This is a genomic window from Alloalcanivorax xenomutans, from assembly GCF_900217905.1.
GTDB lineage: Bacteria > Pseudomonadota > Gammaproteobacteria > Pseudomonadales > Alcanivoracaceae > Alloalcanivorax > Alloalcanivorax xenomutans.
The window spans coordinates 99,813-121,401 of record NZ_OBMO01000010.1 but is presented as its reverse complement, the minus strand read 5'-3'; the positions used below and the strand labels follow the sequence as shown (position 1 = coordinate 121,401).

At 61.7% G+C, this 21,589-nt stretch carries 20 protein-coding genes; 10 read left to right on the top strand and 10 right to left on the bottom strand.

Translation table 11 applies throughout. From position 1 onward, the window contains the following. Positions 1-43: 43 nt before the first annotated feature. The 4 genes from CRO06_RS09790 to CRO06_RS09775 all read right to left on the bottom strand — a co-directional run bounded on the left by CRO06_RS09790 (position 44) and on the right by CRO06_RS09775 (position 4,273). Entirely contained in the window at positions 44-790 is a 747-nt protein-coding gene (locus CRO06_RS09790; RefSeq protein WP_143247738.1) for a helix-turn-helix domain-containing protein, read from the bottom strand. Positions 791-878: 88 nt separating this feature from the next. Next, positions 879-2,570 (bottom strand): gamma-glutamyltransferase, encoded by a 1,692-nt coding sequence (gene ggt, locus CRO06_RS09785; protein ID WP_022997426.1) that lies wholly within the window; start codon positions 2,568-2,570, stop codon positions 879-881. 79 nt (positions 2,571-2,649) lie between these two features. Continuing rightward, complete coding sequence (coaD, locus tag CRO06_RS09780) at positions 2,650-3,144, bottom strand: pantetheine-phosphate adenylyltransferase (RefSeq protein WP_026948814.1); 495 nt, start codon at positions 3,142-3,144, stop codon at positions 2,650-2,652. A 64-nt stretch (positions 3,145-3,208) separates the two neighbouring features. Continuing rightward, a complete protein-coding gene (locus CRO06_RS09775; protein WP_097058344.1) occupies positions 3,209-4,273 on the bottom strand; it encodes an SDR family oxidoreductase in 1,065 nt (354 codons plus the stop codon). A 78-nt stretch (positions 4,274-4,351) separates the two neighbouring features. On the opposite strand from CRO06_RS09775, the gene CRO06_RS09770 reads away from it, so the two are divergent. Beyond that, a complete protein-coding gene (locus CRO06_RS09770) occupies positions 4,352-4,720 on the top strand; it encodes a MerR family transcriptional regulator (RefSeq protein ID WP_097058343.1) in 369 nt (122 codons plus the stop codon). Positions 4,721-4,741: 21 nt separating this feature from the next. Here the strand turns inward: CRO06_RS09770 and CRO06_RS09765 are convergent, their stop codons facing one another. The 3 genes from CRO06_RS09765 to CRO06_RS09755 form a co-directional block, all read right to left on the bottom strand. After that, positions 4,742-6,358, bottom strand: a complete 1,617-nt coding sequence (locus tag CRO06_RS09765) for a GMC family oxidoreductase (protein ID WP_097058342.1) — start codon at positions 6,356-6,358, stop codon at positions 4,742-4,744. 44 nt (positions 6,359-6,402) lie between these two features. Then, complete coding sequence (locus CRO06_RS09760; protein ID WP_097058341.1) at positions 6,403-6,924, bottom strand: twin-arginine translocation signal domain-containing protein; 522 nt, start codon at positions 6,922-6,924, stop codon at positions 6,403-6,405. A gap of 84 nt (positions 6,925-7,008) precedes the next feature. After that, positions 7,009-8,451: a coniferyl aldehyde dehydrogenase gene (locus CRO06_RS09755; protein WP_097058340.1), complete on the bottom strand. Its 1,443-nt coding sequence runs from the start codon at positions 8,449-8,451 to the stop codon at positions 7,009-7,011. Between the two features lie 98 nt (positions 8,452-8,549). Here CRO06_RS09755 and CRO06_RS09750 point away from each other — a divergent pair, with 98 nt between their 5' ends. The 7 genes from CRO06_RS09750 (at position 8,550) to CRO06_RS09720 (ending at position 16,214) form a co-directional block, all read left to right on the top strand. After that, positions 8,550-9,254: a TetR/AcrR family transcriptional regulator gene (locus tag CRO06_RS09750; protein ID WP_022997433.1), complete on the top strand. Its 705-nt coding sequence runs from the start codon at positions 8,550-8,552 to the stop codon at positions 9,252-9,254. Positions 9,255-9,337: 83 nt separating this feature from the next. After that, entirely contained in the window at positions 9,338-10,129 is a 792-nt protein-coding gene (locus CRO06_RS09745) for an IclR family transcriptional regulator (protein WP_026948818.1), read from the top strand. Positions 10,130-10,405: 276 nt separating this feature from the next. After that, positions 10,406-11,545 (top strand): TAXI family TRAP transporter solute-binding subunit, encoded by a 1,140-nt coding sequence (locus tag CRO06_RS09740; protein ID WP_022997435.1) that lies wholly within the window; start codon positions 10,406-10,408, stop codon positions 11,543-11,545. Between the two features lie 71 nt (positions 11,546-11,616). Continuing rightward, the gene (locus tag CRO06_RS09735) at positions 11,617-13,566 is read left to right on the top strand and encodes a TRAP transporter permease (RefSeq protein WP_022997436.1); all 1,950 of its coding nucleotides are present in this window, start codon (positions 11,617-11,619) and stop codon (positions 13,564-13,566) included. Positions 13,567-13,578: 12 nt separating this feature from the next. Then, entirely contained in the window at positions 13,579-14,262 is a 684-nt protein-coding gene (locus CRO06_RS09730; RefSeq protein WP_022997437.1) for a 3-oxoacid CoA-transferase subunit A, read from the top strand. Then, on the top strand, positions 14,249-14,893 hold the full coding sequence (locus tag CRO06_RS09725) for a 3-oxoacid CoA-transferase subunit B (protein ID WP_022997438.1): 645 nt from the start codon (positions 14,249-14,251) through the stop codon (positions 14,891-14,893). The genes CRO06_RS09730 and CRO06_RS09725 overlap by 14 nt, the downstream gene beginning before the upstream one ends. A gap of 1 nt (position 14,894) precedes the next feature. Next, positions 14,895-16,214 carry a hypothetical protein gene (locus tag CRO06_RS09720; RefSeq protein ID WP_097058339.1) on the top strand — a complete coding sequence of 440 codons (1,320 nt, stop codon included), beginning with the start codon at positions 14,895-14,897 and terminating at the stop codon, positions 16,212-16,214. A 26-nt stretch (positions 16,215-16,240) separates the two neighbouring features. On the opposite strand, the gene CRO06_RS09715 is transcribed toward CRO06_RS09720, so the two are convergent. From CRO06_RS09715 to CRO06_RS09705, 3 genes are read right to left on the bottom strand one after another with little or no spacing between them, the layout of a single operon-like run. Continuing rightward, positions 16,241-17,251 (bottom strand): YheT family hydrolase, encoded by a 1,011-nt coding sequence (locus CRO06_RS09715; RefSeq protein ID WP_097058338.1) that lies wholly within the window; start codon positions 17,249-17,251, stop codon positions 16,241-16,243. Between the two features lie 2 nt (positions 17,252-17,253). Then, on the bottom strand, positions 17,254-18,213 hold the full coding sequence (locus CRO06_RS09710; RefSeq protein WP_097058337.1) for an SPFH domain-containing protein: 960 nt from the start codon (positions 18,211-18,213) through the stop codon (positions 17,254-17,256). A gap of 10 nt (positions 18,214-18,223) precedes the next feature. Continuing rightward, a complete protein-coding gene (locus CRO06_RS09705; RefSeq protein ID WP_097058336.1) occupies positions 18,224-18,685 on the bottom strand; it encodes an NfeD family protein in 462 nt (153 codons plus the stop codon). Between the two features lie 116 nt (positions 18,686-18,801). Between CRO06_RS09705 and CRO06_RS09700 the strand changes: the two genes are divergently transcribed. Together CRO06_RS09700 and CRO06_RS09695 are read left to right on the top strand one after the other, a co-directional pair. Beyond that, positions 18,802-19,527: a 16S rRNA (uracil(1498)-N(3))-methyltransferase gene (locus CRO06_RS09700; RefSeq protein ID WP_097058335.1), complete on the top strand. Its 726-nt coding sequence runs from the start codon at positions 18,802-18,804 to the stop codon at positions 19,525-19,527. A gap of 292 nt (positions 19,528-19,819) precedes the next feature. Then, positions 19,820-21,493: an amidase gene (locus CRO06_RS09695; RefSeq protein WP_179746559.1), complete on the top strand. Its 1,674-nt coding sequence runs from the start codon at positions 19,820-19,822 to the stop codon at positions 21,491-21,493. Positions 21,494-21,589: the final 96 nt, after the last annotated feature.

The window sequence follows — 21,589 nt, the reverse complement described above, 5'->3', positions numbered from 1 at the left end:
CCGTCAGATAGGAGCCCCTGAACAGGCTCCGGGAGGTGTCAGATTAGGGGGCGGCGCGCATCGCGTCTTGAATAAAAGCGACATCGTGATCGGGCAAGATGGCGGCGGCGGGGGTCACGCCCATCACCCGTTTCAGGGTACGGGTCATATGGCTCTGGTCACTGAAGCCGGCGTCCTGGGCCAGCGCCGCCAGGGGCGGCACGCCTTCTTGGGTCAGGGTTCGGATCAGCCATTGGCAGCGGCGGATGGTCAGAAAGGTCCCGGGACTGATACCCAGGCGCTGCTGAAATTGCCTTTGTAGTTGGCGCTTGCTCACTCCGAAGGCATGACAAACAGGGGCGATACCGCTCTTCCAGGGCGCGTGGAGCAGCCAACGATCCAGGGCGTCGGTCTCCGCCGGATAATGCCCCAGCCAGTCCAGTAGCAGCTGATCGAGGATCCGACATGGGTGCGGATGGGTAAAAACTTGGGAACCTAATGTCGCGATCAGTCCTCGATTGTCTGGCAAAGGGAGGGCGCGATCGCGCAGTTCCGCCGCCGGCAGAGGCAGAAAATGACGGTGCTGTCCCGGATGAAAACGAATGCCGAGATAGTGATGGCCGGCCTGTACGCGGGCGGTTCCCGGGGCGGTGGTGGAACCGTAGGCGGTGACGGTGAGGTCGTGACCGGCGGCCAGGACCAGATCCACACAGCCATCGGGCAGGATGCGGTGGTCACCGGCACTACTGTTCCGGCTAAGCCAGTAATGGCTGATGTAACGCCGCAACCGGGGATGCGGTGCGAGCGGCATCAACAGGTCCACCGTCGAGGCCTCCCATTGTGAGACGGATCAACCCTATCTTACCCGGTTGATCCGTGCCGTCACGCGCCGGACCGTCTCAAGAATCCGGCGCTCGCACCCGAGCGGCGCCAATGCCTCGTGGATCACTGGCGGCGGTGACCTCGCCGGTACGCTTATTCCAATAAATCGCCTGCATGTTGCCGTAGCGGCGGCCGGTGGATTTCAGGGTATGGCCGCGTAACGCCAGCCCACGGGCCTCAGCGGTGTCCAGGAAGTCCGGCTCCACTTCCACTTCGTCAGGCAGGTATTGATGGTGAAAACGAACCCGTGAGACCCAGTCTTCCACCGGTTTGCCATCCACCGCTTCCAGCACGCCGAGCAGTACCATGGAGATAATGCGGCTGCCACCAGGGGTCCCGAGAATGGCGACGCCGTCCTTCATTTCCACGAAGGTCGGCGTCATCGAGGAGAGGGGGCGCTTGCCGGGAGCGATGGCGTTGGCCTTGCTGCCGACCAGGCCATAGGCGTTGGGGCTGCCCGGTTTGGCGGAAAAATCGTCCATCTCATTGTTGAGCAGGACTCCGGTGCCGGGGGGCACGAAAGCGCTGCCGAAGGGCAGATTGATGCTGAGCGTGGCGGCGACCCGGTTACCTTCGCCATCGAGTACGGACAGGTGGGTGGTATGGAAGCCCTCCTCCACCGTCACCGGATCACCGAGGCTGGCGCTGGGTGTGGCTTTGTCCAGTTCAATGCCAGCGGCGCGCGCTTTGGCGTAGGACTTACTCACCAACTTATCCACAGGCATATCCACAAAATCCGGATCACCCATATAGCGGGCGCGATCCTGATATCCGCGCCGCATGGCTTCCACCGCAAGATGAGGAAGTAAGTCCTTACTAATCTCGCCGCCATTGAAATTGCTGAGGATATTGAGCGTCTCCATCATCACCAGCCCGCCGGAGGAAGGCGGCGGCGCGGAAACGATACGGGCTCCCCGGTACTCGCCAATGATGGGGGGGCGCTCTTTCACCCGATAGTTTTCCAAGTCTTCCAGGGTCCAGATACCCCCGGCTTCGCGAACCCCTGAAACCATCTTCTTGGCCAGCGGGCCACGGTAGAAACCGTCGAAGCCCTGGTCGGCGATGGCCTGCAGAACCTTGGCCAGATCCGGCTGACGGATCGTCGTGCCGGCCTCGGGAATCTTGCCGTCGCGCAGAAAGATGGAGGCCGCTTCCGGGTAGCGATTGAGGACGTCAACGCGGTAGCCGGCCAGGGTCCGATAGTGGTCTTCCACTGGGAAGCCATCGCGGGCCAGACGGATCGCCGGGGCCAGGGTCCGGGCCAACGGCAGACGCCCGTAGCGCTCGCTCAGGTGGACGAAGGCCGCGGCCTGGCCGGGGATGCCGGCGGCCAGGGGACCATTGATGGCTCGGTCGCGCACGACTTTGCCCTGGTCATCCTGAAACAGCGTTTCGGTGGCAGCGGCGGGCGCGGTTTCCCGGGCGTCCACCATGGTTTCATAGCCATCCTTCTGGCGATGCAGCAACCAGAAACCGCCACCGCCCATGCCGGCGGAGTAAGGTTCCACTACCGCCAAGGCGGCGGCCACGGCGATGGCGGCGTCAAAAGCGTTACCCCCCTGATCCAGCACCTCAAAACCGGCCTCGGTGGCGAGAGGGTGGGCACTGGCGATGGCCGCTTTATCGGGGGTGCCGGCCACGGCGGCGGTGGTGCCGCACAGCAAGGCCAAGCCGGCGAGCAGGGACAGCAGCAAGGCACGCGGTGTCATAAGGAGGCTCCTGATTCAATCCGTACCGGTGGGCTCTTCTCTTCACCAAGCATCTTCACCAACGAGCAGGCCGGCGGTGTTACTCGCCGGCCAGTTCTTTCTTGCGGCGCTCCAGCGCGATGGCCACGTTGTCCGGCACGAACTCTCTGACATCGCCATCCAGCAGCGCGATTTCCCGAACCAGGGAGCTGGAAATAAAGGACAAATGCTCGGCCGGTGTGAGGAACACGGTCTCCAGTTCCGGCGCCAGCTTGCGATTCATGTTGGCGAGCTGGAATTCGTATTCGAAGTCACTGACCGCTCGCAGGCCCCGCAGCAGGATGTTGGCTTCCTGGTCCTGGCAGAAGTGCGCCAGCAGCTGGGAAAACCCTACCACACGGACGTTATCGCGTTCCTGAATGCATTCTTCCACCAGCCCGACGCGCTCCTCCAGCGTGAACAGGGGGCGTTTCTTTTCACTGGCGGCCACCGCCACGATCACTTCATCGAACATGTCGGCGGCCCGTTCGATAAGGTCTTTATGGCCGTTGGTAATGGGATCGAAGGTGCCCGGGTAAACAACGCGATTGGTCATGTTCGGCTCGCTTTGTCCTTGAAATGGGGCGCCAAGCATAACGCGATCCATGCGCGCACGCACATTACCGGGAACCTTGCCGTTTTTCCGATGTCCGGCCGTGACTTTCCAGATAGTGGCCGGCGCTGGCCCGAAGCACTTGCGGCATTGGCGGGAGGCGCACGCCGGTGCGTTCCAGGAAGGGCGTGGTGTCACTCAGATCGAACCGCTCCGGCTGGATGAAATGGAGCGCTTCCGGTTCGGTGTTGGCGAATCGAGCCAGGGCGGGCAACCGCAGCAAGTGAGCGAGCAGCGGAATGGGGAAATGGAGTCCGGGGGCGCGGCATCCCAGGGTTTCGGCGATCAGGTTCAGCATCGGCTTCAGGTTTGGCGTGCCCGGGTCCAGCCCAAGGATTCGCCGTGGCGGCGCCGGATCCCGGATGGCGTGATCGATGATCGCGGCCAGGGTATCCACCGGAATCAACGGCAGCCAATGTTCGGGCCCGCCGGGGACCACCGCCAGTCGCCCCCGGGCCAGATTGTCGATCAGAGCGTGCAGGGGTTGCGCCGGATCCAGATCGCCATTGAGGCTGTGGCCCGCCACCGTGGCGGGCTGTACTTCCACCCAGTCCTCGTTGCGCAGCCGCCAGCGCACGGTGATTGCCGCTTCCATTTTGCTGGCTTCATAGGCTCCGGCATGACGGTACACCCGTTGCCAGTCGATGGCCGCCGGATCCTCTCCGTCAATTCCCAGGCGTTTCAGGTGGCGCTGGTTTTCCAGCATGAAGCCGCTGATGAAGACCAGCCGGCAATGCTGATGCCGCGCCAGCCGCGCCACCGCCAGACTGCCGGAAACGTTGGTCCGGCGTGCGGCTTCCGCTGGTAACCGCCAACCGAAGCGGGCGCCCAGATGCACCACCGCGTCCAGTGGCGGCGGGCTGCCGGTAAGGCCTAGATCGGGGGCATCCAGGTCTCCGGGCAGAGCATCGAGGTAGTGGCTGTTTCCTCCGAGCCGGTCCACGGTGGCGCGGAGCTTGGCGAGGGCTTGCGGGTGGCGCATCAGCGCCAGAACGGGCTGCTCCCCGGCGGTGAGCCGGGCGCACAGGTGACGGCCGATAAAGCCGGTGGCGCCGGTGATCAGTAGCGTCATGACGGTTCTCCCTGATGAGTGGCCCGCCACTGTAAAGTGTAGAGTATGCTCTAAGGTCAATATTGATCGGAGAGAAAGGTGCGCATCGCGGAACTGGAACAAAGAACCGGAGTGAGTCGCCACACGCTGCGTTATTACGAGAAACAGGGGCTGCTGCGGGAAGTGGACCGCCGTGGTAACAATTACCGTGATTACCCGGAACCGGCGGTGGAGCGGGTAGCCATGGTGAGGCAACTGAAAGAGCTGGGGTTCTCCCTCAGGGAAATCCGCGAGGTGCTGGACGCGCTACGTGACGATCGTATTGATTGTGCCCGGGGGGCGGCGTTGATGGCGGAAAAACGGGAAGCGGTGGAGCGGCGCATGGCGGAGCTGTCCGAGGTGCGTGATCTGCTGGCGCGGGAGCAGCGAAAGCTGGAGGAAAGTGCCGCGCGATCACGCGGCACCTGAGCGCGTTTGTGGTTGGCTCCTTCAGGCGCTGAGCTTTTCCGCCAGGGCGGTGGCGTTGCGCGCGCTGATTGCATAGATGCTTAATTGCGGATTGACCCCGAGACTGGTGGGAAACACCGAGCCATCAATGACGTAGAGATTGTCCAGATATTTGTAGCTGCCGTCGTGGTTTACCAGACAGTGTTTTTCGTCGTCGCCCATGGCGCACCCGCCCATCACATGAGCACTGCCCAGCGAGGTAATAAAAGGCGCGTATTCCAGGGTTTCGATGCCTTGCCGGGCCTCATCCCAGTTGCGGTAGTACGGAGCATGGGAATGACCGGGCCGCACTGCCTTGGCACCGGCGGCGAACTGCATTTCCACCTGGGTCAGATGGGATCGTTTCACCGCTTCCAGCAGATACCCATTCACCGGGTAGTCCAGCACGGGCTCGCCGTTGTCACGTAATTCCACCGAGCCGCCTTCGCTATTGTCATGGAAGCCGTCGCGGACCAGCGCGATGGAGGCCGCCAGATGCGGCAAACCGGTGATCTGCTGCCGTGCCTGTTCGCCGGTGCCACCGATGAGCGCGCTGGCCAGCCCCGGATGCAGCGGCATCATCTCCAGCTTGTAGCCGCCGGGGCCGTCCACGCCGTATTTGAAGATGAACTCGTCGGAATACAAGGACTGGGGCGCGCCATAGTAGGGGGCCACTTCCTCTTGGTACCGACCAAAAGTGAAACTGGTGGGGTGCAGGAAGGTGCGTTTGCCTATCCGTTTTTCCGGATCCGGCGCCTCCGAGCGCAACAGCAACGCCGGGCTCTGAATGCCGCCGCCGGAAACCACCACGGCCCGCGCTTTCAGGGTCAGGGTGGCGCCGGTGGGCTCCTTGGCCTGATTCAAAGGCCGCGCTTCCACCCCCACGACCTGATCGCCTTCCATCAGCAGTCGCTCGGCGCGGGTGCTGTAGAGCAAGGTGGCGCCTTTCTTCATTGCCGCCGGCAGTGTGGTGACCAGCATGGATTGCTTGGCGTCGGTGGGACAGCCCATGCCGCAATAGCCAATATTCCAGCAGCCGCTGACGTTGCGTGGAATGATGCCCCAGTGCCACCCCAGTTTCTCGCACCCTTTCTTGATCACGGCATTGTTGGCGTTTGGTGGCATGGCCCATTTGCTGATGTTAAGGCGCTGCTCCATTCGGTCGAACCAGGGGTTGAGCGCTTCCCGGTCCAGGTCGCTGACGCCGAAACGGTCACGCCAGTAATCCAGGGTCTGGCGTGGTGTGCGGAAACTGCTGGTCCAGTTGACCACGGTGGTGCCGCCCACGGTGCGGCCTTGCAGGATGGTCATGCCGGCGTCCTTGGTGGCGCGCATTGCCCCCTCTTGATAGAGGTCGTGGTAGGCCTTGCCCTCATCAAGAATGAAATCGTCGGAGCTGCGCAACTGGCCGGCTTCCAGCAGAATGACCTTGAGGCCGTGCTCAGTGAGCACTTCCGCGCTGACACCGCCGCCGGCCCCGGTGCCGACAATGATTACATCGGCTTCCAGTGTGCGGTCTTCCGTGATGGTCTGGCCATTCAAGGCCTGCCAGCCTTCGGCGATACCGGTTTTCCAGAGATCCTTGATGCCGCTGATCGGCAAAGCGGATAAATCCTGCATGGCGATACCCTTACGCTTTTTGTTTTCAGGTGGGCTGGCGTGGTTCAACCGATGATCTTGTTCGGCGGGCCGGGATAACCGGTGGTGCGGGCGGCATCCGGTTTCACGTACCAGGCCATGTGAAACGGCTGGGTGAGGCCGCGGAAGGCGGCTCGCGGCAACTCGCTTTGACTGCGTGACCAGTGATCCAGGGTCGCGCTGAGCTGTTCTTCGGTTTGCTCGGCGAAATGTTTCCAGGTGCCGGTGAGATACCAGCGCCCTGGGGCCAGTTGCAGCAGATCGAGCAACTCGAATACCGCGCCACGGGTGCCGGGCATGCCGCCGTCAAGAAGGTCATCGAAAGCCAGCAGCGCCTGGTCGGCGGTGGCGTCCGCCGCGGCCAGGGCCGGGGCCAGCAGCACCCGGGCCAGCGGCCTGAGCAAGGTGACGTCCTGGGAACGCAGGTGTCGATAGCCATGGGCCGGTCCGTCGTTGCGGCTGCAGCCGGTCAGCAGGGCCAGGCTTGATCCCGCCGTCAGCATGACACTGGCGCCGGCGCTGAGTTTGAGAAAGTCGCGACGATCCATTCCCGTTTTCCATCCTGATTGTGTTGTTGTGCTTGTTATCACGACCGGACGGGCGTCACCGAAAAGTCACGCCCGCCGGGCCGGCTATTTGAGCAGATACTTATAGATGAAACGGTGCATGCCCCGGCCGTAGGGCGGCAGGATATGCTTGGTGCCGTTGAACTTGCCCTTGCGGTAGACCCCTTTGGCCTTGGAGAAGGTCAGGAAGCCTTCGTGGCCGTGGTAATGGCCCATCCCCGAGGGGCCGACACCGCCGAACGGCATGTCATCCACACCCACGTGACTGACGGTGTCGTTGAGGCAGACGCCGCCGGCGTGGGTATTGCGCAGCACGTATTGCGCATTGCCGCTGTTCCAGTCGAAGTAATACAACGCCAGCGGGCGGGGACGGTCATTGACGTAGTTCAGGGCCTGATCGAGCCCTTTATACGGAATCACCAACATCAAGGGGCCGAAGATTTCGTCCTGGGCGATTTTCATGTCGTCGGTGACATTCAGCACCAGAGTGTGCGGTAGCTTGCGGCTGTCGCCGAGGCCCTCATTGGCGGGATTGATGCTGATGATACGGGCGCCTCTTTCTTCCGCGTCGCGCAGGTATCCCTGCAGACGCTGGTACTGACGATCGTTGATGATGCTGGTATAGTCCGGGTTTTCCGCCATGGTCGGATACAGCTTGCCGATTTGCGCGCGCCACTGTTCGACGAATTCCTCCACCCGCTGTTCGGGGCAAAGAATATAATCCGGCGCCACACAGGTCTGGCCGCTGTTCAGGCATTTTCCAAAGGCGATACGCTCCACCGCTTCGTTCATCGGGAAATCCTCGCCGATGATGCAGGGGCTCTTGCCGCCCAGCTCCAACGTCACCGGTGTCAGATTTTCCGCCGCGGCGCGCAGGATATGGCGGCCCACGGAAGTGGAACCGGTGAACAGCAGATGATCGAACGGCAGCGCCGAGAACGCCGCCGCCACATCCACTTCGCCGTTGACCACCGCCACCTGATCCTCCGGAAAAGTATCCGCGATCAGACGCTGCAGCAGAGCCCCGGTGGCCGGGGTGGATTCGCTCATCTTGATCATCACCCGGTTGCCCGCCGCCAGCGCCGCCAGTAGCGGACCGATGGCCAGGTACACCGGATAGTTCCAGGGCACGATCACACCGACCACGCCCACCGGCTGATATTCCACCCAGGCCTTGCCCGGCCATTGCGGCGCGCCGACCTTACGACGGCTGGGTTTCATCCATTTGGCGACTTTCTTGGCGTGGTATTTGATGCCTTCGACGCTGGTGAGCAGCTCGGCCAGCTTGGTTTCATCGGCGGCGCGGTTGCCGAAATCCTGGCGCAGCGCTTCGATGATCTCATCCTGGTGATCCAGCAACATGGGTTTGAGGCGCAGGATGGCTTCCCGGCGTTCCTCCACGGAAGGGTAAGGCTGACGACGGAAAGCGGCCCGCTGGGCTTCGAACAAGGTGTTCATGCGCGTGATCCGCGCCTGATCGGTTTTGAGCTCCTTGATTTCGGCGACCATAATGCGCCTCCTGGATTGTTATTGGACTGATTGGGATTTTTAGAGTAATTACTCTAGAGGTCAACCCTCTGTTTCCCCTTTGACTGGATTGGCCCCGTATGACTGGCACCAAAACGCGCATTCTGGACACCGCCCTGGACTTGTTTAATCGCCATGGCGAGCGCAATGTCACCACCAACCACATCGCCGAAGCCCTCGGGATCAGTCCCGGCAACCTGTATTATCACTTCCGCAACAAGACGGCGATCGTGGCGGCGCTGTTCCAACGTTACCGCCAACAAATCTGGGAATGGCTGCCGCCGCCCAAGGGAGCGTTGACCTGGCAGGACAAGATGCACTACCTGCAGGGGATTCTGGAGTCGATGTGGCAGGGCCGGTTTCTACATCGGGATTTGCCGCATTTTCTCCACCAGGATCCGGAGTTGCGCGCCGAATACACGCAGTTCGTGCAAGATGGCATGGAGCGCGGGTTGCAGATTTATCAGGGATTGCGCGCCAGCGGTCTGATCGAGGCCAGCGATGAGGACCTGCGTGCCCTGATGGTGAATACCTGGGTATTGGCGATGTCGTGGCCGGGCCTGACCCACGGCCTCAACCCCGCCGCCGCTGAGAACGAGACTCTGGATCGGGCCCTGTTGCGTCAGGGTATTTATCAGATCGTGTGCCTGGAAGCGCCCTATCTGAGGGGGGAGGCTCTGGATCATCTGGATGCCATGAAGGCGGAATTCCGGGTTGGCGACACCACGGTGAACCTGTTGTTCACGGCATCCGGCCCCCACATCGGGGAGTCGTCGAACGGCTGAGCTTGGCAGATCGTGGGGTAATGGCTATCGTTATACGAGATAAAAATCACGTATAACGAGAAAACTTGCCGTCACGGAGTCCCATGAGCTCAGTCCGAACCCCCACCGCCAAGAAGGCCAAGCCCGTCACCAGCACCACTCTGGCCAAGGCGTCGCTGTTGCTGCGCACGGTCGCGCGCACTTTCCCCACCGGAGGGACTCTGTCACGCATTGCCCGTGAGGTGGGGATGAATACCGCCACCGCTCACCGGTTGCTGACCGCTCTGGCCCACGAAGGCTTGCTGACCTTTGACCCCTATGTGAAGACCTATCACGTGGGATTCGAATTGCTCGATATCGCCGAGTCGGCCCAGGCGGTGGCGCCGGATCTGCAACTGCGGCAGCGGCTGAGGCCAATGCTCAAGAACATCTCCCGGCGCACCGAGGAATCCACCTACCTGTCGATTCGTTCCAACCGGGATTCGGTGTGCATTGATCTTTCCGAAGGCACCTATCCGATCAGCGCCAACACTCTGATGGTCGGGGCCCGCCGACCGTTGGGGATCGGGGCCGGCTCCTGTTCGCTGCTGGCTTCCCTGCCGGTGGAGGAAGGTGACCGCATGCTGCTGCTCAATCAGGACCGCTATGAGCGCTACTCAGGCATCACCTTGTCGGAGGTACGCCAATGGCTGCTGGAATACCGGCGTGACGGCTTCGCTTTCAATAATGGCCGTATTATTCCGGAAGTGGCGGCCTTGGGAATGGCATTCCGGGTGCCTGGCTCCGGGCAGGACGTGGCGGTCAGTGTGGCGTCGGTGGTGTCCCGGATGAACGAAGAACGCCGACGCATGGTGATCGACGTGATCCGGGATGAAATCTCCCGTCTGCAGGAATGACGCTGAGGGCCAGATAAACAAATAAGTGCTTATTTGTTGTTGCATTGATGGTCACTTTTTGCTTTTTTTCTTGAAATGCGAGAAATTTTTATTTGGATTTGGGAAAATTTATTGACTCCAACCAGAGTGACCGACTAGTTTTCGCAAAGGGCCGATGCCGGAGTTCTTTCCGGCATGAGGATGGCCTCCCTGAGCCGGGCGGGATGCCCCTGAATCGTCACGAACGATTTTGACGCCGTCCACGACGGCGGTAAAAAAACAATCTCGGAGATGCTTATGACTTCATCGACTCGCCTGCGTCGATTTTTCGCCTCTATCATGATCGGTGGCGGTTTGGCTCTTACCGCTGGCGCCAGCGCCGCGGAACTGCCCAAATCCATGACCTGGTCCTCCTATGATGTGGGTTCCGCCGGCTACGCCGAAGCGTCCGCCATTGCCGATGCGTTCGGCAAGAAATTCGGTACCCGCATCCGTATCCAGCCTTCCGGTTCCTCCATTGGCCGTCTGCAACCGGTGCTGAGCAAGCGTGCCGACATTGGCTTCCTGGCCACGGAAACCTTCTTCGCCAGTGAAGGGATCCATGATTTCTCCACTCGCCGCTGGGGACCGCAGGATCTTCGGGTGGTGGCCGGACGTCCTTCCTCGTTCGGTATCTTCACCGCCGCGGACGCCGACATTCATACGCTCCAGGATCTCAAGGGCAAGCGCTTCGCCTACGTGGCGGGTAACCCGTCCATCAACGTCAAATGCGATGCTTTCCTGGCCTTCGCCGGCCTGACCCGGGATGACGTCGACGCGAAGATGTTCCCCACCTACGCCAACGCCATGAGTTCCCTGGCGCGCAACGAGGCCGACGCTTCCTGTACCACCACCACGCCCAGCCACGTGTACGAGCTGGAGCAATCCCCCCGTGGTATCCGTTGGCTGGAAGTGCCCGCCGACGACGAGGAAGGTTGGAAACGCCTGCGCGCGGTAGCGCCGTTCTTCCAGCCGTACACGGAAACCGTGGGCGCCGGCATCAGCGAGGAAAACCCGGTTGATATCCTGGCTTACCGTTACCCGGTGCTGGTGGTTCGTTCCGATACCGACGCGGATCTGGTCTATGCTTTCACCAAGGCGTTGGACGAGACCTATGACATGTACAAGGACGCCACGTCCGTGATGCCGCGCTGGGATCTGAAGCAGGCTGGTGTGCCGGCGGCGGATGCTCCCTTCCATGAAGGCGCCATCCGTTACCTGAAGGAAAAAGGCATCTGGACCGACGAGGCCCAGGCCTGGAATGACGCTCGCACCAAACGCCTGAATGTCTTGCGTGACGCCTGGAAGAAAGCCGTGGCCGAAGGCGATGGCAAGAGCGACGAAGAGTTCGCCGCGATCTGGGACCGTATCCGTACACAGGCACTCAATTCCCTCTGATCCCTCTCTGAAAGCCGGGGCGGAAAGGGAGCCCGCCCCGGGTTCCATCATGCTATTTCCGGAGTCCCTCCATGACGACGTCTGCGGATGCTTCCCAAGAGCACAGCCAGGAGGCCGGCGCTCCTTCCTCCCGTTTGCGCGGGCCGGCCTATTGGCTGGTCATGACCCTGGGTACCCTGGGTCTGTTGATGGCCATCAATCAAACCTTTGATCTGGAGCTGCTTGGCTTCAAGCCGTTGGGTAACGCTTATTTGTACTACCTGATCGGCCTGTTCCTGGCGGCGGCTTTCATTACCTTCCCGGCCTGGTCCGGTGCTCGTGAGCGGGTGTCCTGGTACGACTGGATCCTGGCGCTGGCGGCGTTGGTGTCCTGCGGCTATCTGGGGCACCACGGCCTGGTCATGATTCAGCAGGGCTGGGATTTCATGGCGCCCACCGAGGCCACCGTATTCTCCGGCATCCTGCTGGTACTGGTGCTGGAAGGCGTGCGTCGCTGCGGCGGCTGGCCGCTGTTGGCGGTGGCTTTGCTGTTTGGCAGCTTCCCCCTCTACGCGGACCACATGCCCGGTTTTCTCTGGGGTAACCAGTACGGTTTCGCCGAAACCATCCGTTCCCATGTGATCGGTGTGGAAAGCATCATCGGTATCCCGATGCAGGTGGTGGCGCAACTGGTGATTGGCTTTGTCGTGTTCGGCGCGGCGCTCACCGCCACCGGCGGTGGTGAATTCTTCATGCGCTTCGCCACTGCCCTGATGGGCCGCAGCCGGGGTGGTCCGGCCAAAGTGGCGGTGCTCTCCAGTGGCATTCTCGGCAGTTTGTCCGGCAGTGTTATTTCCAACATTCTCACCACCGGTCCGATCACCATTCCGACCATGAAGAAAACCGGCTACCCGGCTCACTATGCCGGTGCCGTGGAGGCCTGTGCTTCCACCGGCGGTACCCTGATGCCGCCGATCATGGGCGCGGTGGCGTTCATCATGGCGTCGTTTCTCGGTGTCCCCTACTCCGAAATCATGATCGCCGCTTTTCTGCCGGCCCTGCTGTTCTATCTGGCATTGATTTTCCAGGTGGATAACTACGCCGCCAGACGCGGTCTCAAAGGCATGCCAGAGTCCGAGATTCCGGACCTCAAGGAAACGCTCAAGGACGGCTGGCCGTACCTGTTCAGCCTGGTGGCCCTGATCTACATGTTGCTGGTGATGCGGCTGGAGGCCTACGCGCCCTACTATGCCGCTCTGGTACTGGTCGGTATTTCCATGTTCAAACGCAACCACCGCATGAACTGGACCCGGGCAAAGACAATGATCCAGGATCTGACGCTGAGCGTTTCCAACCTGGTGGCGATTCTGGCTGGTATTGGCCTGGTGGTCGGTGGTCTTTCCTACACCGGCGTGGCGGGCGCTTTCTCGCGCGAACTGCTGCTGTACGCTGATGGCAGTGTGCCTTTGATGCTGGCGGCGGGTGCCGTTACCAGCTTCGTGCTTGGCATGGGAATGACGGTCAGCGCTTGCTATATCTTCCTGTCCATTTTGCTGGCGCCGGCGCTGGTCAATGCGGGCCTCAATCCGCTGGCCAGTCATCTGTTCATTCTGTACTGGGGCATGATGTCCTATGTCACCCCGCCGGTGGCTCTGGCCGCCATCACCGCGGCGGGCGTGGCCGATGCCAACGCTACCAAAACCGGTATATACGCCATGCGTCTGGGGGCGATTCTGTTCGTCCTGCCGTTCCTGTTCGTGCTCAACCCGTCCCTGATCCTGCAGGGCGAGTGGAGCAAAATCCTGCTGTCCACCATCACCGCCATCACCGCGATCTGGCTGCTGGCCTCGGCCATGGAGGGGTATCTCTATCGCGCCGGCCTGTTGTCGATGATTCAGCGAGTGGTGCTGATCGTGGCCGGTGCACTGCTGATTTACCCGGAACCCATCAGCGACGTGGTCGGGTTCGGGTTGCTGGCGCTGGTGTACCTGAGCCGTCGATTGTTCAAACCGGTGGCGGCGGTGTCCTCGCGTGAATCGTAAAGGTGAAAGAACGTGATCAATAAAGTTTGGGATTCCTTCGAGTCGGCGGTGGCCGACGTCAAGGACGGTGATTCGGTGATGATCGGCGGCTTCGGCAGCTCCGGCTTTCCCCTGCAGCTGATCGAGGCCTTGCGCCAACACGGCGCCCGGGACCTGACCGTGATTTCCAATAACGCCGGGGTGGGCGATGAGGGCATCGCTTCCCTGCTGAAAGATCGTCTGGTGCGCAAGATCGTTTGTTCGTTTCCGCGCTCCGCCGGTTCGGTGTGGTTCGAGCGTCTCTATGAAGAAGGCGCCATCGAGCTGGAGCTGGTGCCCCAGGGCACTCTGGCGGAACGGATCCGCGCCGCCGGCGCCGGCATTGGCGGTTTCTATACGCCCACCGGTTATGGCACCCGGCTGGCCGAAGGCAAGGAAACCAAGGTGATCAACGGGCGCGGCTATGTGTTGGAAACCGCTCTGCCCGCTGACGTGGCCCTGATCAAGGCGCAACGGGCGGATGCCTGGGGCAACCTGATTTATAACACCGCCGGCCGCAACTTCAATCCGCCCATGGCCACCGCCGCCGCGTTGACCGTGGCGGAAGTGGAGCGGGTGGACGCAGTGGGCGATCTCGACCCGGAATGCATCGTGACCCCGGGTATCTTCGTGGATCGGGTAGTGGCACAGAAGGAGTGGCGGAATGATGCGGCTTAAACCGGCGGAGATCGCCGAGCGGGTGGCCCAGGATATTCCCGATGGCGCCTATGTGAATCTGGGCATTGGCATGCCCACCATGGTGGCGAACTACGTCAGCGACGACCGGCAGGTGATCTACCAGAGCGAGAACGGCATCCTCGGTGTTGGCCCGGCTCCGGCCCCGGGCGAGGAAGATCCGGATTTGATCAACGCCGGCAAACAGTTCGTCACGCTGCTGCCCGGCGGCGCCTATTTCGACAATGCTGAATCCTTCGCCATGATGCGTGGCGGTCACTTGGATTTGGCGGTACTGGGCGCGTTCCAGGTGTCGGAAAAAGGCGATCTGGCCAATTGGGCCACCAATAACGACACCTACCCGCCGGCGGTGGGTGGTGCCATGGATCTTGCGGTGGGCGCGAAGCAGGTGTTCGTGATCATGAGCCACACCACCAAGAGCGGTGAGCCGAAGATCCTGGAAAGCTGTAACTATCCGCTGACCGGCGCCGCCGTGGTGAAACGCATCTACACCGATCTGGCGGTGCTGGACGTGACCGACCAAGGGCTGCGGGTACGTCAATTGCACGGTGATAACACCTTCGATGAGGTGCAGGCGCTGACCGGCGCGACGCTGTTGCCGGCGCTGAGCTGACGTGTCGACGGCGGCACGGCTTCGCTGGCGGTCGGGGCTGACCTACGCGGCCCTGGTCGCAGGTTTGCTGCCGGCCTGGCCGGCTGTGAATCTGGCGGGCACCGCCGCCGCGCTGGTGGCGGTGACCCTGGCCTGGGGTGAGCTGCGGATGGTGGCGCGGGGTCTGTTGACGCTGGTGCTGCTGTCATTGCTGGCGGCGCTGTTGGTGGCGCCGCACTCCTTGGTGCTGGCCGCCACCGCCATGATTCGCCTGACCGCCCTGATCGTTATCATGATGCTGTTGGCGGCGGTACTGGGCCGCTCGCCGGATCTGAAGCGGATTTCCGCCGGCCTGTTCAGCGGCCGGCCCCTGCCCCGCTATTACAGCATCACTTTTGGCACGGCCTTCCTTTCCGTGCCGCTCAACTTCGGTTCGGTGGGGCTGATCGGCTCGATGGTCGACCAACAGGTGCGGAGCCATGGCGATTCGGCCATGGCGCGCAACGCCGCCCGTGGTGTGCTGCGTGGCTATGGTGCCTCGCCAATGTTCTCCCCGCTGTCGATCTCCGTGGTCACCACCCTGACCTACCTCGTGGGTCTGCATTCCTGGGAGTTGCTGGCGATCAGCGTGCCGCTGGCGATGATCTATCTGGCCAGCGGTGCTTTGTTCCGGGAGGCGGAAAAACCGGTCGGCGGCGACGACCGTAAAGACAGTATGCTGATGCCTTGGCTGCGCTTCGGCGCGGTGGTCACCGCGATCTGGATGGTGACGCTGCTGTTCAACGGTCTGCTGGATTTGCGTTACTCGAAAGCGGTCACTCTGAGCTGCCTGATCGCGGTCATCCTGCTGATGGTGCGCGAGCGCTGGCGCGGGGAACGGGTATCGCTGCCGACCATGGCGCCGCTGGCCAACGAAGTGGTGATCATGGGCGGCTCATCGTTTCTGGGCGCGCTGATCAGTTTGCTGGTGCTGCATTCTCTGGGGGAGGCGTTCTCGCTACCGGACTGGGGTTACCCTCTGGTGGCCTTCGTGGTGCCGTTTCTGTTCTTCGGTGGCGGCCAGCTCGGACTCAACCCGATCATAATGGGTACTTTGGCCGGCGGCGTGATGGGGCCGGTATGGCCGCCGGAAGCGTATGTCGGTCTGGGGCTGGCCATCGTCAGTGGCTGGGCCCAGTGCGCCACGGGGACACCCTATTCCGCCAATTCGCTATTGATGGAACGGCTCACCGGCTACGACGCCCGGGTCGCCGCGTTCCGCTGGAACCTGGGGTTGTCCGCCTGCTGGCTGGTGTTGAGCGGCGGGCTGGCCGCTTTGCTTACCGTGATGTTGATGCCGTGAGGTCATCTCTTCGCCGTTGATGGCGTTCAGCCGGCAGCGGCCGATACGCTTTGATGATCAGATGAAAACGCGCGGACGAACACCTCGGCCCGTTGCTCCAGCCAATAATGAGGGCGCCGGATCGAACCTTGAACAAACCCCACATGGCCGCCGTGTTCGGCCACTTCCAACGTCACCGCGTCACTGAGATCCTGTTGCCGGGGCAGGCTGGCCTCGGTCATGAAGGGATCGTCCCGGGCCTGGAGTAGCCAGGTGGGAGTGTCAATGGCGCCGAGGCGTGTCCCGGCGGAGCACTTAGCGTAGTAGTCGGCGGCATCGCGAAAGCCGTACAAAGGCGCGACGATCCGCCCGTCAAAGTCCCAGAAAGAGCGGATGCCGGTGCGGTCGAGGCCCGCCAGGATCGCCGCTTGCTCGGGGTTTACCTCGTGCAGATGCCGTTCCTGGGCATCCAGGGTAGCGAGCAGGGCTTTGATCAGATGATTGCGATAGATGCGCGAGAAGCCCTGATCCATGTGGTCGGCACTGTTCGCCAGTTGCAACGGCGCGCAGATCGCCAGGGCGCCGGCCAGCTTGCCGGAATCCGCCAGGGCCAGCCAGTTGAGCAGGCGTGAGGCTCCCAGGGAAACGCCGAGCGCTAGTACCGGTGCCCCCTTGGCGCGTGCATGGACGTGCTCGATCACCGCGTTGAGATCATCGATCTCCCCGGCGTGGTAAGACCTGGCGGTGTCATTGGGAACCAGGGCGCCACGGCCATTGGCCGCCACTGAAGGCAGGCCGAGAGCGAGCAGACGCCGTTGGATACCGATGATGTAGTGCGAATCACTGGAACCGGACAGGCCGTGCTGGAGCAGTAAGACCGGAAGCTGGCCGTCCGGTGCCGGGCCGCACCAGTCCAGCAGCAGATAATCGCCATCCGCCAGCGGCAGCGTCTCCCGCCGCCGTGCCGGTGCTCCGGTACGGCGCAACAGCGGCCCCCACAGAGTTTGCAGATGAGGGGAACGGGCCCACCAGGGGGCCCGAAAAGCGGCGGAAGTCATGCTCAGGGCTGGGTTCTGTCGATGGTCTTCAGTACTTTTTGCAGACCGGCGACGGTGCCGCCGACATCGCTCAGATTGGACGGCAGCAGCAGTGTGGTGGACTCCTTCGCCAGTTTCTCGAAGGCGCTCACGTACTGTTCGGCGATGCGCAGGCTGACGGCTTCCTCGCCGCCGTCTTCCTTCACCGCCGTGGCCACCTCACGCAAACCGGTGGCGGTGGCCTGGGCGATCAGTTCGATCTGCCGGGCGCGACCTTCCGCCTCGTTGATTTGCTTCATCTTTTCACCTTCGGAGATGTTGATCATCTCCTGCTTCTCACCCTCGGAGCGGTTGATCGCCGCCTGGCGGTCACCCTCGGAACGGTTGATCGCGGCCTGACGATCCCCTTCGGACTCCGCCACCACCGCACGGCGTTCCCGCTCGGCGCGGACCTGTTTCTCCATGGCGTCCTTGATCGAGGCCGGCAGATTGATGTCCGCCACCTCGTAACGCAGAACCTTCACGCCCCAGGGCTGGGCCGCTTCGTCCACCGCCTGGACCACTTCCATATTGATTTCGGAGCGTTCCTCGAAGGTCTTGTCCAGGTCGATCTTACCGATCACCGAACGCAGCGTGGTTTGCGCCAGCTGCTGGGCAGCCATGACATAGTCGTCCACGCCGTAACTGGCGGATTTGGGATCGACCACCTGCAGGTACATGACGCCGTCGATGGAGACTTCGATGTTGTCCTTGGTGATACAACTCTGGCGTGGCACGTCGCGCACGATTTCCTTCAGGGAATGTTTGTAGGCCACTTTATCGATGAACGGCATGAGAATATGCATGCCCGCTTCCAGAGAGGTGCGGTACTTACCGAGCCGTTCCACCACGTAGACGTTCCGTTGCGGAACGATACGAATGGTCATCCCCAGCAGCACGATGACGCCGATGGCGATCAGTGCGGAAATAATCAATCCTTGCATAATGTAATCCTTACGGTTGCTTGTCGGTTGAAGTGCTGGACCAGGGCTCGACCGTGAGCCAGAGTCCATCATGTTTGGTGATGCGCACCATCTCCCCGGCCTTCAAGGCCACTGGCGATTGCGCTTGCCAGCGGGCGCCGCGGTATCGTACCGCGCCGATACCGTCCACGAAATCCTGATCCACGGTGGCGCGGGAGCCGATCAGGCCAGCGCTGTCCTCAATGGATTTGGACTGGGCCTCGCGTCCGAACAGCCAGGCGCGCAAATAGCGCCGCGCTCCCACCAGCAACAGCAGGCTGATGACGGCGAAGGTGGTGATTTCCCAGGTCAGGTCATTGAGAACACCAAAAAACACCAGGATGCCGACGATCACCGCCGCCAGACCGAGAAAAATGGTCAGCAGCCCGGAGATCAAAAACTCCGCGATGATCAGAATCAACCCGAGAATGATCCAGTAACTGTATTCCGGCATAGGTTTCAATCCCTTGTAATCGGTGTGCTTTTGGCGGCGAAATGACGCCCCTGACAAGTGCCCTATGGTAGCCTAGGCGCACCGCAAAAACCGCCCTCGTTTTAACGGATCCGCCGATGCCCTCAATGCGCCGATTCTTCGATGACCAGGACTTTCACCTCGACCGGCCCTGCCAGCTGGGCGCCAGCCCCAGCCAGCATATCGCCCGGGTGTTGCGCATGAGCAAGGGAGAGGAGGTGGTGCTGTTCAACGGCCGGGGAGGCGAATGGCGGGCCCGCCTCGTCGCGGTGGACAAGAAAACCGTGGAGGTGTTGCCCCTGGCCCACGATCCGGTGGAACGCACGCCACCGCTGGCGGTGACCCTGGGGTTGCCGATGATCAAAGGCGAGCGCATGGATTACGCCATCCAGAAAGCCACCGAGTTGGGCGTTGCCCGTATCCAGATTCTGGATACCGCCCGTTGCGAAGTCCGCCTGAAAGGCGAACGTCAGGAGAAAAAGCGTGAGCATTGGCGGCAGGTGGCGATCAGCGCCTGCGAGCAGTGCGGCCTTAACCGGCCGCCCGAGATTCTCACCGCGATGCCCTTGAACAGCTGGCTGGCCGGACCGCTGCCCGGGCTTAAACTGATTGCTCATCCGGGCAGTGAGCCTTTTTCCCGCCACCGCCTGACCGCGCAGAGCGAGCTGACCTTGCTCACCGGCCCGGAAGGCGGGTTCGATGACGACGAACTCGAAAGCGCTTTCGACGCCGGCTTTTCCGCCTTTGCCCTCGGCAACCGGGTATTACGCGCGGAAACCGCGCCGGTGGCGCTGTTGGCCGCCTTGTGGGCCTGGTTATCCTGACCACCCCGGCTCCCCCCCCCCGCTCGAAGTTAGTGCGCCGCCCCTCCCATTTTTGTGCGCTCTTTCATAGGTGGTGTACCTCATGATTGGTGTGCTCGTACTTTGTAGTACGTGAGCATCCACTATTTCCGCATTCTCGCGGGTATTTTTGTGAACATTGGAAAATCTGGCACGGCTCTTGATTCCTGGACAGGCAACGCGACAGGAGTTTGCCCGGGGCCGGTTGCAGGTCCCGGGCCCTTTTATTCAGGGATATGTGTTGAACCGTACAGAGGGAAATGGGGATGTTTCCATGATCAAAACCAGATTGTTCGCGGTTACCGCCTTATCGCTTGCCGTACTTGCCGGCTGTGGCGGCTCCTCCAGCAGTGATTCTGCTCCGCCGGTAGTGGAGCCGGTACCGTTTTCCTATGTTGAAGCCACGGTAAGCAGTCTGCACACCTCGTTGGAGACTGGCGGTGTTACCTGTGAAGAAGTCATCCAGGGCTATATCGATCGTATCCATGCTTATGACGACGACGGTACCGAAACCGAGTTGCGCAGTGTCGTCAACATCAACCCGGATGCGTTGTTCGAAGCCCGGGAAAAAGATCTGAACTTCGAGGTAACCGGCATCGATGGCCCTCTCTATTGTGTGCCGGTGCTGCCGAAGGACAACTTCAACACCAAACAGATGCCGACCACGGGCGGCGCGATCGCCTTCCAGTACAACCGGCCGCTGGAAGACGCCTACACCATCCGCCGTCTGCGCGAAGCCGGCGCCATCATCATCGGCAAGGCCAACATGGATGAGTTCGCGTTCGGCTACACGGGCGCCAGCTCGGTTCGCGGGTTGGTCAAAAACGCCTATGACCAGAGCAAGGGCGCGGGCGGTTCGTCCAGCGGCACTGGCTCCGCCATTGCCGCCAGTCTGGCGATGATGGGTACTGGCAGTGACACCGGCGGTTCCATCCGGGTGCCCTCCAGTCTGGGTGGCTTGGTGGGCATTCGCCCATCGCTGAAGCTGGTGAGCCAGGATGGGATCATGCCGCTGGCGTCCTGGCAAGATACCGGTGGCCCCATGTGCCGCACGGTGGAAGATTGCGCCTTGATGATGGATGCCATGGTTGGCTTCGATGATTCACCCCACGCCAATCAGCGCATCAGCTTTGAGATCGACGCGCCCTTGATGACCAGTGAGGAGGAGTACAAAAGCATTACCGGTGTTCCGGACACCTACACGGATTATCTGGACGCCAATGGTCTGAATGGCGCCCGTATCGGTGTGGTGCGGGACTTGTTCGGCGAGAACGAAACCGTCAACGCGGTGATGGAAGAGGCGCTGGCCGCCATGGAAGCCGCCGGCGCCACGGTGGAAGATGTTACCGTCGATGATCTGAGCACCATCCTCGGCGACTACTCTTCCATGTCCAGCTATGAGTTCCAGCATGATCTGGTCGCTTACCTGAACAGCTGGGTCAACGTCATGGACGGTCACATCCAGACCTACCAGGGGCTCCTGGACAGCGGCGGCTACCTGCCCAACTACCAGAGCAGCCTGGAATATCGCGGCACCATCGATCTGGACAACCTCACCCCGGAACAACAGGCGGTGTACACCAAGAACACGGTGGAACGCCCGGTATTCGTGCGCGAGCGGCTGATGCGGGCGCTGGATAACGTGGACGCCGTCGGCAACAGCCTGGGCCAGCCTTACGATGTGCTGCTGTACCCGACCATGACCGGTCTGGCCGGTGATCTCGGGGGCAGCCCCAGTGCTGGCAGCAACAACCGGCTGAGCCCGTTTTCCCAGTTCCCGGCGCTGACGCTGCCCGCCGGCATGGCCACCAATCTGGATCCGGCACAACCCATTGGCATGGAGATGCTGGGGCGGGAATACGCCGAGCCGACCCTGATCAAAATCGCCTACGGCTATCAGGAGCAGGTACACCCCCGCCAACCGCCGACGTTCACGCCAGAGCTTTGACGATGACTTTTCCCGGGGTTTCCGGGACAGGGGCACCTTCGGGTGCCCTTTTTTATGGTCCTCGCGGTTACTTCCCGTGGCGGCCGGCAGGCTCGT